The sequence below is a fragment of the Bradyrhizobium zhengyangense genome, assembly GCF_022012435.1.
Lineage (GTDB): Bacteria > Pseudomonadota > Alphaproteobacteria > Rhizobiales > Xanthobacteraceae > Bradyrhizobium > Bradyrhizobium zhengyangense.
Genome location: NZ_JAKLUA010000002.1, coordinates 425,545 through 438,543, shown reverse-complemented (window position 1 = coordinate 438,543; position 12,999 = coordinate 425,545). Strand labels below are relative to the sequence as shown.

At 63.4% G+C, this 12,999-nt stretch carries 15 protein-coding genes; 4 read left to right on the top strand and 11 right to left on the bottom strand.

Annotated elements, in window-relative coordinates:
- Positions 1–10 precede the first annotated feature (10 nt).
- The 8 genes from L6637_RS10455 to L6637_RS10420 form a co-directional block, all read right to left on the bottom strand.
- Positions 11–496, bottom strand: a complete 486-nt coding sequence (locus tag L6637_RS10455; protein WP_237870456.1) for a FixH family protein — start codon at positions 494–496, stop codon at positions 11–13.
- A 15-nt stretch (positions 497–511) separates the two neighbouring features.
- On the bottom strand, positions 512–1,978 hold the full coding sequence (gene ccoG, locus L6637_RS10450) for a cytochrome c oxidase accessory protein CcoG (protein ID WP_237870454.1): 1,467 nt from the start codon (positions 1,976–1,978) through the stop codon (positions 512–514).
- A 121-nt stretch (positions 1,979–2,099) separates the two neighbouring features.
- A complete protein-coding gene (gene ccoP / locus L6637_RS10445; RefSeq protein ID WP_237863596.1) occupies positions 2,100–2,975 on the bottom strand; it encodes a cytochrome-c oxidase, cbb3-type subunit III in 876 nt (291 codons plus the stop codon).
- A 6-nt stretch (positions 2,976–2,981) separates the two neighbouring features.
- On the bottom strand, positions 2,982–3,146 hold the full coding sequence (locus tag L6637_RS10440; RefSeq protein WP_027528922.1) for a CcoQ/FixQ family Cbb3-type cytochrome c oxidase assembly chaperone: 165 nt from the start codon (positions 3,144–3,146) through the stop codon (positions 2,982–2,984).
- 13 nt (positions 3,147–3,159) lie between these two features.
- The gene (gene ccoO, locus L6637_RS10435) at positions 3,160–3,894 is read right to left on the bottom strand and encodes a cytochrome-c oxidase, cbb3-type subunit II (protein WP_237863595.1); all 735 of its coding nucleotides are present in this window, start codon (positions 3,892–3,894) and stop codon (positions 3,160–3,162) included.
- Between the two features lie 11 nt (positions 3,895–3,905).
- A complete protein-coding gene (ccoN, locus tag L6637_RS10430; RefSeq protein ID WP_237863594.1) occupies positions 3,906–5,555 on the bottom strand; it encodes a cytochrome-c oxidase, cbb3-type subunit I in 1,650 nt (549 codons plus the stop codon).
- Between the two features lie 212 nt (positions 5,556–5,767).
- Positions 5,768–6,193 (bottom strand): CBS domain-containing protein, encoded by a 426-nt coding sequence (locus tag L6637_RS10425; RefSeq protein WP_237863593.1) that lies wholly within the window; start codon positions 6,191–6,193, stop codon positions 5,768–5,770.
- Between the two features lie 36 nt (positions 6,194–6,229).
- Positions 6,230–7,060, bottom strand: a complete 831-nt coding sequence (locus L6637_RS10420; RefSeq protein WP_237863592.1) for a universal stress protein — start codon at positions 7,058–7,060, stop codon at positions 6,230–6,232.
- A gap of 198 nt (positions 7,061–7,258) precedes the next feature.
- Between L6637_RS10420 and fixL the strand changes: the two genes are divergently transcribed.
- The 3 genes from fixL (at position 7,259) to L6637_RS10405 (ending at position 9,900) form a co-directional block, all read left to right on the top strand.
- Positions 7,259–8,776: a sensor protein FixL gene (gene fixL, locus L6637_RS10415; RefSeq protein WP_237863591.1), complete on the top strand. Its 1,518-nt coding sequence runs from the start codon at positions 7,259–7,261 to the stop codon at positions 8,774–8,776.
- A gap of 3 nt (positions 8,777–8,779) precedes the next feature.
- Positions 8,780–9,397 carry a response regulator FixJ gene (gene fixJ / locus L6637_RS10410; RefSeq protein ID WP_237863590.1) on the top strand — a complete coding sequence of 206 codons (618 nt, stop codon included), beginning with the start codon at positions 8,780–8,782 and terminating at the stop codon, positions 9,395–9,397.
- Positions 9,398–9,474: 77 nt separating this feature from the next.
- Positions 9,475–9,900 (top strand): response regulator, encoded by a 426-nt coding sequence (locus tag L6637_RS10405; protein ID WP_237863589.1) that lies wholly within the window; start codon positions 9,475–9,477, stop codon positions 9,898–9,900.
- A gap of 7 nt (positions 9,901–9,907) precedes the next feature.
- Here the strand turns inward: L6637_RS10405 and L6637_RS10400 are convergent, their stop codons facing one another.
- On the bottom strand, positions 9,908–10,162 hold the full coding sequence (locus L6637_RS10400; protein ID WP_237870452.1) for a hypothetical protein: 255 nt from the start codon (positions 10,160–10,162) through the stop codon (positions 9,908–9,910).
- A gap of 213 nt (positions 10,163–10,375) precedes the next feature.
- On the opposite strand from L6637_RS10400, the gene L6637_RS10395 reads away from it, so the two are divergent.
- Positions 10,376–11,074: a helix-turn-helix domain-containing protein gene (locus tag L6637_RS10395; RefSeq protein WP_237863588.1), complete on the top strand. Its 699-nt coding sequence runs from the start codon at positions 10,376–10,378 to the stop codon at positions 11,072–11,074.
- 41 nt (positions 11,075–11,115) lie between these two features.
- Here L6637_RS10395 and L6637_RS10390 read toward each other — a convergent pair whose 3' ends face one another.
- Positions 11,116–12,426: an MFS transporter gene (locus tag L6637_RS10390; RefSeq protein ID WP_237863587.1), complete on the bottom strand. Its 1,311-nt coding sequence runs from the start codon at positions 12,424–12,426 to the stop codon at positions 11,116–11,118.
- 23 nt (positions 12,427–12,449) lie between these two features.
- On the bottom strand, positions 12,450–12,983 hold the full coding sequence (locus L6637_RS10385; RefSeq protein ID WP_237863586.1) for a PRC-barrel domain-containing protein: 534 nt from the start codon (positions 12,981–12,983) through the stop codon (positions 12,450–12,452).
- Between the last annotated feature and the right edge of the window lie 16 nt (positions 12,984–12,999).

Here is a 12,999-nt window from a genome sequence, read left to right as displayed (position 1 = left end):
GGCGCGACCTTCAGTTCAGGATCACGCGGTTGCGCGACAGGAATACGCGCTCACCCCCGGCATCGCCCTCGATGACGAGATCCCATTGGCCCGGCGCGACGGAAGCGGCATTGCCGCGATAGATGCCGATGCCGGCCTCCGCGAGTTCGACCGCGAGATCGGCGCGCTTGTCGGTCGGCCGTTCCAGGCGCCCGCCGAATTTCAATCCCGTGACCGGCTGGCCCGCTGCGTCGCGCGCCTCGACCTGAAGCACGGCATTGCCGTCGGCGCGACGCTCGATGTGGGCGTTGACCTGCCATTTGCGCGCGGCCTGGTCCTGTGCCGCCGCGATCTCGCGATCATAGGCGAGGCCCGCGGCATAGGGGCTGTCGACATCAGTGCCGGGCAGCGTCGCAATCGCGAGCTTCATCATGGTGACGTTGACACCGATCACGACGCCAAAGAAGGCGACGAGCATCAGGAAGACCTTTGTTCCGGTCAGCGGCTTGGTTGCCATGTCAGTCTCCTGGTCCTACGGCGCGACGAAATTGTCTGTGGTGGATGCAGCCTCGCCGAGTCCGATATCCGTGACGCGGAAGCGAACCGGGATCGACTTCTCCTGATTGCCCTCGGCCGGCGCGGTGACGAGCAGGCGCAGCTCGCTGGTAGAGTCGCGGGGGATCACGATCATCGGGCGGTCCGGCGTCACGGAATCAACACCGACGACATGGATCGTCGAATTGACCGGGCCATCGATATCGATCGCAATCACGCGATCATGTCCGCTCTTGTTCAAAAGCCGCGCAGTGTAGGCATTGCGAATCGACCCGTCGCTGAGCCTGACCGCAACCGGGTTGCGGTCGTGCAGCACGTTGATGTCGAGAAGGGTGCGGGTCGCCAGCACATAGATCATGAAGCCGCCGACCGCCGCGATGATCGCGCTGTAGACCATGGTGCGCGGACGGACGATCCGATAGATCGGCGCTTTGCCTTCCTGGCGGCGGTGGATGTTGATGTCGTTGTCGTAGGCAATCAGGCGGGTTGGCCGGCCGATCTTGGTCATGACGTTGTCGCAGGCGTCGATGCAGAGCCCGCACTGGATGCATTCGAGCTGCGGCCCGTTGCGGATGTCGATGCCGGTCGGGCAAACCGCGACGCATTGGTAGCAGTCGACGCAATCCCCGACTTGCTCACCGAGCGCGCGCAGCTCGGCGGCCTTCTTCACGGATGTACGCTTCTCGCCGCGGTCGTAGCGATAGGTGACGTTGAGCGCCCATTCGTCGGTGAGTGCGGCCTGGATCCGCGGCCACGGGCACATATAGGTGCAGACCTGCTCGCGCATGTAACCGGCGAGCACGTAGGTCGTTGCGGTCAGGATGCCGATCCAGATATAGGCGATCATCGGTCCCTGGAAGGTGACGAGCTCCTTTACCAGCGTCGGCGCGTCGTTGAAATAGAGCACCCAGGCGCCGCCGGTCCACCAGGCGATCAGCAGCCAGATCGAATGCTTGAGCAGGATCTCGGAGATGCGCTCGAGCTTCATCGGATCTTTCGACGCATCCTTCTTCATCCGCTCGCGCCGGTCGCCCTCGATCAGGCGCTCGACGGCGTAGAACAGATCAGTCCAGACCGTCTGCGGGCAGAGATAGCCGCACCAGATGCGGCCGCCGACCGAGTTCATCAGGAACAGCGCCACGGCGGCAACGATCAGGAGGCCGGTGAAGTAATAGACCTCCTGCGGCCACAGCTCGATGAAGAAGAAGTAGAAGCGGCTGTTGGGAAGATCGATCAGCACCGCCTGGCTGGGGGCACCAAGGCCGCGGTTCCAGCGCACGAAAGGCAGGAAGTAGTAGACGCCGAGGCAAAACGCCATCAGGCCCCATTTGATCCGGCGGAAGGTGCCGGAGACGCTCTGGGGATAGACCTTCTTGCGGGCTGCGTAGAGCGGCCCGTAGTCATCATCCGATGTGAGGTCTTTCGGGTTCACGGTCTTGTTCATCGCTCAAGTCGCCTCGGGAGGTGCGATTAAACCTAGACCCGACGTCGCTGGGTCCGTTGATCCAGCGCAAACGGGGGCGATTTTATTCGCCCCCGCCTGCCGCCGATCGTCAGTTTTCAGGCTATTTTCCACCACCCAGCGAGTGGACGTAAACCGCCATCGCCTTGATGGTGGCGGGATCGAGCCGCCCTTCCCAGGCCGGCATGACGCCGGCACGGCCATTCGTGATTGTCTCGATCAGAATTGCCTCGTCCGAGCCGTAGAGCCAGATCTTGTCGGTCAGGTTCGGCGCGCCGAGTTCCTGGTTGCCCTTGCCGCCGTCGCCGTGGCAGGCGACGCAATTGTCGGCAAAAATCTTCTCGCCTTTGGCAGCGTCGTAGCCCTTTCGGGTCGGAAGACCCGACAGCGATCGGACATAATTGGCCACCGTGACGATCTCGTCCGGCTTCAGCACGCCGTCCTTGCCGAAGGCGAGCATCTGGCCCTCGTGGGTCTTGGCATGACCCGAGCGTGCGCCGAACTGGATGGTCTGCATGATCTGGTCGAGCGTGCCGCCCCACAGCCAGTCGTCGTCGTTCAGGTTCGGAAAGCCCTTGGCGCCGGCCGCGCCAGAGCCGTGACACGGCGCGCAATTGTCGCCGAACACGGTCTTGCCCTTGGCACGGGCGAGCGCCAGCAAGGCCGGATCCTTCTCGATGTCGGCCAGCGAGGCCGCACCCAGCGCCACCATCTTGTCGCCCCTGATCTTCTCAAGGTTGGCGAGCTCGACCGCGACGTCGGCGCGCGACGAGTAGCCGATCACACCGCGCGTGTTGCTGGAGATCAGCGGCCAGGCCGGATAGACGATCCAGTATCCGATCGCCCAGATGATGGTGAGATAGAATGTAATCACCCACCAGCGCGGCAGCGGCGTGTTGAGCTCCTTGATGCCATCCCACTCATGCCCGGTCGTGGACCTGCCGGTGACGGAATCGAATTCACTTTGATGATCGGTCATGATCTCTTACTCCTCCCGCAACGGCAGACTGGCTGCTTCGTCGAAGGCGGCCTTGTTGCGGGGCCAGAATGCGTAGGCGATGATCGCGAGAAAGATCGCGACGAAGACCGGCGTCCAGATCGTGGTCACGAGACCGGATGCGAGATTGTCGAGTGTCAGGATGGCTTTCATCGGTGATGCCTTCTCAGCGAAGATTGGCTTTCTCGTTGTAGAGCTTGAAGTCGACCAGAGTGCCGAGCATCTGCAAGTAGGCGATCAGCGCGTCCATCTCGGTCGGCGTTCCGGTCTTGCCGTCGAAATTACGCACGACGGCCTTGGCGTAGCGCTTGGTGAAGGCATCCGCGCCGGCATTGTCGGGATCGGCCTGGGCCTTCATGTCGGCGGCCGCGTTGGCGATCTGGTCGTCGGTATAGGGAACGCCGACGGTCCGCAGCGTGCGCATGTGATCGGCGATGGTCTCCGGATCGACTTCCGTTGAGCTGAGGAACGGATAACCCGGCATTACCGACTGCGGCACGATCGCACGCGGATTGGTCAGATGGGTGACGTGCCAGTCGTCGGAATATTTGGCGCCGACGCGGGCAAGGTCAGGACCGGTGCGCTTCGAGCCCCACTGGAACGGGTGGTCGAACATGCTTTCGGCGGCGAGCGAGAAGTGGCCGTAGCGCTCGACCTCGTCGCGCAGCGGCCGGATCATCTGCGAGTGGCAGAGATAGCAGCCTTCGCGGACGTAGATGTTGCGCCCCGCCAGCTCGAGCGGCGTGTAGGGCCTGACGCCGTCGACCACCTCGATCGTGCTCTTGAGGTAGAACAGCGGGGTGATCTCGACGAGACCACCGATCGCGATCACCAGCAGAATGCCGACGACCAGGATGATCGAGTTCTTTTCGAAGACTTGGTGGCGTGTCCAGAACGACATGGTGTTGCTCCTCATTCCGCCGGCTGAAGAGCGACGGGCATCTGGACTTCCTGCTCGCCGACGCGAACCGTCATCCACAGATTGTAGGCCATGATCAGCGCGCCGATCAGGAACAGCGCACCGCCGGCGGCACGGATGATGTAGAAGGGATGCATCGCCTCGACGGTCTCGATGAAGGAATATTCGAGGAAGCCGAGCGAGGTATAGGCGCGCCACATCAGGCCCTGGAGGATGCCGGACACCCACATCGCCGAGATGTAGAGCACGATTCCGAGCGTTGCGATCCAGAAGTGCCAGTTCACGAGCTTCAGGCTGTAGAGGCCCTTGCGATTCCACGCCCACGGCACCAGGCAGTACAGTGCGCCGAAGGAGACGAAGCCGACCCAGCCGAGCGCGCCGGAATGCACGTGGCCGATGGTCCAGTCGGTGTAGTGGCTGAGCGAGTTGACCACCTTGATCGACATCATCGGTCCCTCGAAGGTCGACATGCCGTAGAAGGCGACGGAGACGACGAGCATGCGCAGCACGGGGTCAGTCCGCAGCTTGTCCCACGCACCCGACAGCGTCATCAGGCCGTTGATCATGCCGCCCCAGGAGGGCATCCACAGCATGATCGAGAAGGTCATGCCGAGCGTCTGCGTCCAGTCCGGCAGCGCGGTGTAGTGCAGATGGTGCGGGCCAGCCCAGATGTAGAGGAAGATCAGCGCCCAGAAATGGATGATCGAGAGCCGGTAGGAATAGATCGGCCGCTCCGCGCGCTTCGGAATGAAATAATACATGATGGCGAGAAAGCCGGCGGTGAGGAAGAAGCCGACCGCGTTGTGGCCGTACCACCATTGGAACATCGCATCCTGGATGCCGCCCCAGGCGATGTAGGATTTCGAGCCCAGGAACGACACCGGCAGCGCGGGATTGTTGCCGAGATGCAGAACCGCGATCGTCACGATGAAGGCGAGATAGAACCAGTTCGCGACGAAGATGTGAGGTTCCTTGCGCTTCAGGATCGTGCCGAGGAAGACGAGCAGATAGGTGACCCAGACGATGGTCAGCCAGAGGTCGGCATACCATTCCGGCTCGGCATATTCCTTCGACTGCGTGACACCGAGCAGATAGCCCGTGCCGGCGATCAGGATGAAGTAGTTGTAGCCGAGCACGACGAACCAGGGCGCGATATCGCCGGCAAGCCTGGCACGGCACGACTTCTGGACCACGTAGAACGACGTCGCGATCAGGACGTTGCCGCCGAAGGCGAAGATCACGGCCGAGGTATGCAGCGGCCGTAGCCGGCCGAATTGAATCCAGGGCAAGTCGAAGTTCAGAGCGGGCCAGGCCAATTGCGAGGCGATGATCAGTCCGACCAGAAAGCCCGCGATGCCCCAGAACACCGCCATGAAAGAGGAGAACTTGATGGGGCCCATGTTGTAGTTGGGGCGGCCATTGATCTCCGCAGGCGGCAGCGCCGCGGGGCGATCGTAGTAGCGGTTGAAGATGAAGAACACCGCGGCCAGGCTCGCCGCCGCGCTGAGCCCGGCGTGGAAGGCGAAGGGCGCGTCGAGCGCCTTGGCCGAGGCGATCACGCAGAGGAACGCGGTGACTGCGAACACGACAGCCAAGCCGCTTTCACCGATGGTCATTGATTTGGAGATGGAGGGCTGGGGCATCGCGGATTCTCTCTGAAAGAACACGCCGCCAGAAACCACATTCACCCTCGCGAGGAATTGATTGAAATCAAGATAGATGGATTTCTGTTCATGTCGGGCTGATGTCGATCGGCGAGCGATATCAACCGCTTCGACATCGCGCCAAGCCCATGGCGCGGCGATGGCTCCGGAAAATCACGGAGCCAGAAATCGCCGGATTTCAGGATTGATCCTCAGTCGCTCGCGGTCGCCTTTAGCGCCGCGATGACGTCCTCGCGCGCGATGATTCCGACCAGCTTCTGGGCGCCGTCGAGCACGATGATGCTGCGGATGCGGTGTTCGACCATGATTTGGAGAACACGCGTCAACCGCGTGTCGGGGCTGACATAGATGAACTCCGGCGTCATGACGTCGCCGACCTTCCGGCTCATCAGGTCATTATAGCGCGGCAGCATCTGGCTCGGCGTGAAGGCAAAGCACTTCAGGATATCGAACTTGGTGACGATGCCGACGACCTGTCCGTCGTCCTCCACAGGGTAGGAATTGAAATCGTCCTGCTCGAACATCTCGCCGAGCGCGAGCAAATTTTGGTCACGCTGCACCGTTCTGACGTTGCGCGTCATGTAGCCGCCGGCAGTCTGCTCAAGGAATTTGTACACGGCACGTCCTCATCGATTTGTCTGTACGCCTCGCCTTCAATGCGACAGCAGCACACAGCGCGCGGATTGCGTGACCAGATATTCCGTAACGCCGCCGAGAATCAGCTCGCTGAAGCGGGAATGGCCGTAGGCACCTGCGACGATCAGGCCGGCTCCGACATCGCCGGCGATGCTCTCCAATTGCACGTCGGCCGTTTCCTTCCCCGCCTCCACGACACGCGCCGTCGCCGTGACGCCATGGCGCGCGAGCCAGGCGGCGACGTCGCTGACACGTGTCGCGACGACCGAACGGTCGTCGTCTGCCTCCGGAATCTCGACGATGGTGATCTCCTTCGCCTTGCGCAGCATGGGCAGCGCGTCAGCCACTGCCCGCCGCGCCTCGGGCGTGTCCTTCCAGGCCACAAGCACGCTGCGCAGATCGAGCCAGTCGATCCTGTCGGGCACCACCAGCAGCGGCCGGCCGGCTTGCATCACCAGATCCTTGGGGCTTGCGAGTGCAAAGGAATCGGAGAAGGCCGGGCTCTGTCCCCCGCTGACGACGATGTCGGCACAGCGCGCCTGCGCTGAGACGAATCGTGCGGGGAAGTCCATGGCGCTGCGCCATTCCACCCGTCCGCCGCGAGCCTTGGTTGCGGCGCGGAATTGCGTCTCCAGATCGGCCAAGCGCCTCTTGATGGAGGCTTCCTCCTGATCGATCATCCGCTGAGCAGCGGTGCCATCCGTGAAATAAAGTGGCGGAGCGAAGCGCGCCGCCGCGACCCCGACGATAGCCGCCTCGAATCGCTCGGCAAGCTCGCCGGCGACCTGAAGGCGGGCATCGTTGGGCTGGCCGAGCGCCAGGCTGACCATCACCGTCGCGTAAGTCATCGGAAGCCTCCAGTGCAATCTGTTTGATGAAATGTACGCCTGCCTGCATTCCGCGAGATGAGATAGATCAAGAGCCCCCGGGGGCGGCTCGCGCCCTCGACCGACCAGCGACGGAACTTGCCTCCGGGCCGGGCTTGGGCGACATTGCGGTAGCGGTATCGGCGTCAGGGCCCCCGCATCAGGAATCAGGAGCATCGCTTGTCGCCGACCCGTGTAACGCATCCGCAAGATGACGGCCGGGGCGAACATTTCCGCGTCCGGATCGAGGGATTCGGCGTCGGCACCTGGGATCTCGACCTCAAGACGATGGAATGGGAATGGTCCGACACCTCGAGGGCCCTGCTTGGGGTCTCACCAGACCAGCCGGAGAGCTACGAGCTGTTCCTGTCGCGTCTGGAGCCGAGGGATCGTGACCGGGTCGAGAGTGCGATCCGGCGGGTCTCCGAGCACGGCGGCGGCTTTGATGTGTCCTTCAGGGTCTCTGGAGCGATAGGCGGGGAAAAATGGATCAGGGCCCGCGCCGGCCTGATTCGCGATGAGGCCGGCGCTGCCCGTCATCTCAGCGGCATCTTCCTCGATATCAACGAGGAGAAGCACGTCGAGGAGGCGCTCCGCACGCGTGAGACCCACCTCCGCTCCATCCTTCATACCATTCCCGACGCCATGATCGTCATCGACGGTCGCGGCATCATGCAGTTGTTCTCGACGGCGGCCGAGCGCCTGTTCGGCTGGTCCGAGCAGGAGGCGATCGGCCAGAACGTCAGCATCCTGATGCCGGAACCCGATCGCTCCCGCCATGACGGCTATATCGCCCGCTATCGCTCGACCCACGATCCGCACATCATCGGCATCGGCCGCATCGTCACCGGCAAGCGTCGCGACGGCACCACTTTTCCGATGCACCTGTCGATCGGCGAGATGCAGTCGGGGGGCGAGCCCTATTTCACCGGCTTCGTGCGCGACCTCACCGAGCATCAGCTGACCCAGGCGCGGCTGCAGGAGTTGCAGTCCGAGCTCGTCCATGTGTCGCGACTGAGCGCGATGGGCGAGATGGCGTCCGCGCTGGCTCACGAGTTGAACCAGCCGCTTGCCGCGATCAGCAACTACATGAAAGGATCGCGGCGACTGCTCGCCGGCAGCGCCGATCCGAATCTGGCCAAGATCGAAAGCGCGCTGGATCGCGCCGCGGAGCAGGCCGTACGTGCAGGCCAGATCATTCGGCGCCTTCGCGATTTCGTCGCGCGCGGTGAGTCCGAAAAGCGGGTTGAAAGCCTCTCCAAGCTGATCGAGGAGGCCGGCGCGCTCGGGCTCGCCGGTGCGCGCGAACAGAACGTCCAGCTCCGGTTCAGTCTGGATCAGAGCGCCGATCTCGTCCTCGCCGATCGGGTCCAGATCCAGCAGGTCCTGGTCAATCTGTTCCGCAACGCGCTGGAGGCAATGGCGCAATCGCCGCGGCGGGAGCTCGTCGTCACCAACACCCGCGTCGGTGACGACATGATCGAGATCGAGGTTTCCGACACCGGCTCCGGCTTCCAGGACGACGTCATTCCGAATCTGTTTCAGACCTTCTTCACCACCAAGGAAACCGGCATGGGGGTGGGACTGTCGATCAGCCGCTCGATCATCGAGGCTCATGGCGGGCGCATGTGGGCCGAGAGCAACGCATCGGGCGGGGCGACATTCCGCTTCACTCTGCCTGCAGCCGATGAGAGCTGAACCATGACGACCAATGGAATTGTCTACGTAATCGACGACGACGAAGCGATGCGTGATTCGCTGAATTTTCTGCTCGATTCATCGGGTTACAGCGTCACCTTGTTCGACGACGCGCAACGCTTCCTCGATGCCCTCCCCGGCCTCGCGTTCGGTTGCGTCCTCTCCGACGTGCGCATGCCCGGCATCGACGGGATCGAGCTTCTGAAGCTGATGAAGGCGCAGCACTCTCCGTTTCCGATCTTGATCATGACCGGCCACGGCGACGTGCCGCTCGCGGTCGAGGCGATGAAGCTCGGCGCCGTCGACTTCCTTGAAAAGCCGTTCGAGGACGACCGCCTTGTCACGATGATCGAGTCGGCTATCCGGCAGGGCGAGCCGGCCGCAAGGACCGAAGCCATATCCCAGGACATCGCCGCCCGCGTCGCATCCCTCAGCCCGCGCGAGCGCCAGGTCATGGAAGGACTGGTCGCAGGCCTGTCCAACAAGCTGATCGCCCGCGAGTACGACATCAGCCCGCGCACCATCGAGGTGTACCGGGCCAATGTCATGACCAAGATGCAGGCAAACAGCCTCTCGGAGCTGGTCCGGCTGGCGATGCGCGCCGGCATGCTGAAGGATTGAGGCAAGTCCGGTCGAGAGGTCAGGTCAGGTTGAGGTAAGTCAAAATTCGCCACCTCCCCCTGTGGTAGTCGATCCGAATGGTCGAGATCGGCTCACATCATCAGCGACTGCCAATGGCACCACCACCCGCACGGCCCACCGTCTACGTGGTCGACGACGATGACGCGGTGCTCGGGTCTCTGCGTTTTCTGCTGGAAACCGACGGTTTTGCCGTGCGGACGTTCAGGAACGCCACGGCGCTGCTCAACACGACAAGTCCGTCCGGCGCGGACTGCTACGTGATCGACTACAAGATGCCCGACATCAATGGCATCGAGCTTGCCGGTCGCTTGCTCCAGTCCGACCGCGACACGCCGGTGATCCTGATCACCGGCTATCCCGACAAGAACATCTCGGCTCGGGCGAAGGCGGCAGGCGTGAAAGACGTGATTTTGAAGCCGCTTCTCGACGAGAATCTGGTCAAGCGCATCCGTCGCGCCATCCAGAACAGACGCGGAAATTAGGCAGGCCTCAGAACGCGCTCCTGTACTGCGAAATCTCGCTGCGCGGACCGTAAATCCACATCGGCTCACCGCACTCGCTCGGGCCGTGATCCGTCATGCAGGCCGCGCTCCAGGGAGGAGCCGCGATCTGGCGACCCTCGATCGGACTTGAATGCGAATGGCCGGCGATGGCGTTGGATCGAGGCCGGGCTGTCGTTGCCGTAGCCAGCGAGGGCAGCAGCAACAAGGCGGCCAGAACGGGTACAGCAGATTTGGCTAACATCGGGCGTCTCCATAGGCGTGAACGCTTCCGATGACCCGATTTGCGCTGAAGCCCCGTTATTTCCAGGACACCGAATAGTGAGGACAGCGGTATCCCGCCCCGGCAGGTGACCTACGGGGTTCTACGTAGGTAACCCCCCTTAAGATATCTCGCGAAATTTTCGAAGCACCCGATACCGCGTATCAAATCGCCATCACAACGGAGATGGCGCAAATGCTGACGCAGACCCTCAACACCCCGGCGATCAACACCCAAATCGGTGGACGGATTGCTCCACCCCATCCCGTCTCCGACCAGTTCGGCGCGGTCACCGGCCATGTTGGCCTGGTCGCCACGGAGTTCTCCTACCGCAAGGACGAAGAGATCTACGGCGAGGACGAGCCGGCGGAATATGTCTATCAGGTCGTCTCCGGCGCGGTCCGCACCTACAAGCTCCTGTCCGACGGTCGCCGTCAGATCGGCACCTTCCATCTTCCCGGCGACGTGTTCGGCCTCGAATCCGGCGCCAGCCACCGCCTCGCTGCCGAGGCCATCATCGACACCACCGTCCGCCTCGTGAAGCGCGTCAGCCTCGAAAAGGCTGCCGGTACCGACGTGCAGGTTGCCCGCAAGCTCTGGGCCATGACAGCCGGCGAGCTGCGCCACGCCGAGGACCACATGCTGCTCCTGGGCCGCAAGACCGCGATGGAGCGCGTTGCGACCTTCCTGCTCGAAATGGACCGCCGCCTCGCCGTTGCCGGCATGATGGCACTGCCGATGTGCCGCCGCGACATCGGCGACTATCTCGGCCTCACGCTGGAGACCGTGTCGCGCGCGCTGTCGCAGCTCCATGCCCAAGGCATTCTCGGTTTCTCCGGCGCCCGCCAGATCGTGCTGCGCAACCGCCAGCGCCTGCGCAATCTCGACGCCTGATCGTTTCGTCCTCCCCACCCCCCTTGGCCGGCTGATCTCGTTCAGCCGGCCATTTCTTTTGTCGCAATGCCGGCGCGCCGGGTCTCCGGCATCACGAAGAGGATCAGCAAGAGCCCGGTCGCTGCGATGCCCGCGAGCCCGAAGAAGGCGGTGGCATTGCCGAACCTGTCGCTGACATAGCCGCCGAGCGCCGTGCTCAGCGATGCGCCGATGCCGGTCGCTGTGCCGACGATGCCCTGCGCCAGATTGAAGTGCCCGCTGCCGAAGGCGACGTCGGCCACGACAAGCGGAATCATCACCGCGAACACCGCGGCCGTAAAGCCGTCGAACACCTGCACCGCTACCAGCAGATACGGATCGCGCACGGTTGCAAACAACACGCCGCGGATCGCCAGCGCACCGAACCCGATCAGCAGCAGCGGACGCCGTCCCCACGCCTGCGCCTTGCGTCCGACCGTCGGCGACAACAGCGCCACGATCGCCTGGGGGACAACAATGCAGAAAGCCACCAGCACCGTCGCCCACTGGCTCGACCGCGCCGTCACTGCGCTTGCCATCAGCGGCATCATCGAGGCGTTGGCGAGCTGCAACAGCAGCACGCTCAGCGCAAAGACGATCAGCGGCCGTTGCCGGATCAGATGCCAGATATTGGTATCGCCCGGAACAGGCGCTTCGCGCGGCATCTCGCCGTGACAGCGTGCGATATCCACTTCCTCCTCGCGGATGCGCGACAGCGCGATCAAGGTCGGGATCGCCAGCAGGAAGGTGACCAGGAACACCGAACGGCTCGAGAGAAGATAGCCGGCCGTGCCCATCACTGCGGCGGCGACGCCGTTGCCGAGCGAGGCAAATCGCGCGTTGCGGCCAAGCCTCTCGCCGATCTTGAGCGGGCCGACCAGGCCAAGGCTGATCGCCGCGATCGCCGGCCCCAGCACGCAACTCGCCGCCGCATGCAGCGTTGCCGCCGCCACCACCACGGGGAAGATCGGCATCGCCGCATAGGCGAGCGCACAACAGCCGATGGTCGCGATCGCGAGCCCCGCGACCAGTCGTTCCGATTTCGCAGCATCGATGATGGCGCCGCCCGGCATCTGGCCGATCAGCGCGACGATGCCGCCGATCGACAGCACGAAGCCGATCTCGACTTGCGTCCATTTCTGCGTCGTCAGATAGACCGCGATGAAGGGGCCGAAGCCGGTCTGCACGTCGGCGAGGAAGAAGATGAACCAATCGAGACCGCGCAGGCTCCGCTGCGACGGCGCCGGAATGGCCGCAAGGACGGGTACGGCGACGTTGTCCTGTTCAACGCGTCCCTCGCGATTTGCATGATCAGGCTTCCTCGACAAGAGCACAGGCGGTCAGCCCTCCCCCCTCCTCACTGGATGGCTTGCAGCGGTTGAAGACTGCCGGACGCACCTAACACGACCATCGGCATGTCTTCCTTGTATTCCGGCGCGGCTGCGACCTGCGCCTTGGTCAGTTCCAGCGTGATGCTGTCCTTCTTGTTGGTGATCTTGCCGAAGCGCAGCGCATTCCAGTCCACCACGATCTTGCGGCTGCCGACGCCGAGGAAGCCGCCGAAATCGATGACGGCGGCGCGCACATGGCCGCTGAGATCGACGATGACGTCGACGATATGGCCCATGTCCTCGTCCGCCGCGCTGCGCACGTCACGGCCGAGCACGCCATGGGCGTCGCTGGCGCCGATGATGGTCACCGACGGCGGCGGCGCGGCATCCTTCGGGGTGACGGGCACCACTGAGGCCGGCGGCGCAGCCGTCGGCGGTGCGTTTGCCTCAGTCGGGGCTGCATTGGCGGACGCGGGCAGCTCCTCCGCGGCACGCGATACGGCAACCGTCAATCCCGCGGCGACGGCGAAGCTTAGGGACAACCATCCGGCGGTACGCATGACACCCTCCTCGCTG

What these genes read in the sequence shown, in the direction of transcription:
- L6637_RS10455 (WP_237870456.1), bottom strand. Translation starts at nt 496, where the DNA reads ATGGCAACCAAGCCGCTGACCGGAACAAAGGTCTTCCTGATGCTCGTC.
- ccoG (WP_237870454.1), bottom strand. Translation starts at nt 1,978, where the DNA reads ATGAACAAGACCGTGAACCCGAAAGACCTCACATCGGATGATGACTAC.
- ccoP (WP_237863596.1), bottom strand. Translation starts at nt 2,975, where the DNA reads ATGACCGATCATCAAAGTGAATTCGATTCCGTCACCGGCAGGTCCACG.
- L6637_RS10440 (WP_027528922.1), bottom strand. Translation starts at nt 3,146, where the DNA reads ATGAAAGCCATCCTGACACTCGACAATCTCGCATCCGGTCTCGTGACC.
- ccoO (WP_237863595.1), bottom strand. Translation starts at nt 3,894, where the DNA reads ATGTCGTTCTGGACACGCCACCAAGTCTTCGAAAAGAACTCGATCATC.
- ccoN (WP_237863594.1), bottom strand. Translation starts at nt 5,555, where the DNA reads ATGCCCCAGCCCTCCATCTCCAAATCAATGACCATCGGTGAAAGCGGC.
- L6637_RS10420 (WP_237863592.1), bottom strand. Translation starts at nt 7,060, where the DNA reads ATGACTTACGCGACGGTGATGGTCAGCCTGGCGCTCGGCCAGCCCAAC.
- fixJ (WP_237863590.1), top strand. Translation starts at nt 8,780, where the DNA reads ATGACGACCAATGGAATTGTCTACGTAATCGACGACGACGAAGCGATG.
- L6637_RS10405 (WP_237863589.1), top strand. Translation starts at nt 9,475, where the DNA reads ATGGTCGAGATCGGCTCACATCATCAGCGACTGCCAATGGCACCACCA.
- L6637_RS10400 (WP_237870452.1), bottom strand. Translation starts at nt 10,162, where the DNA reads ATGTTAGCCAAATCTGCTGTACCCGTTCTGGCCGCCTTGTTGCTGCTG.
- L6637_RS10395 (WP_237863588.1), top strand. Translation starts at nt 10,376, where the DNA reads ATGCTGACGCAGACCCTCAACACCCCGGCGATCAACACCCAAATCGGT.
- L6637_RS10385 (WP_237863586.1), bottom strand. Translation starts at nt 12,983, where the DNA reads ATGCGTACCGCCGGATGGTTGTCCCTAAGCTTCGCCGTCGCCGCGGGA.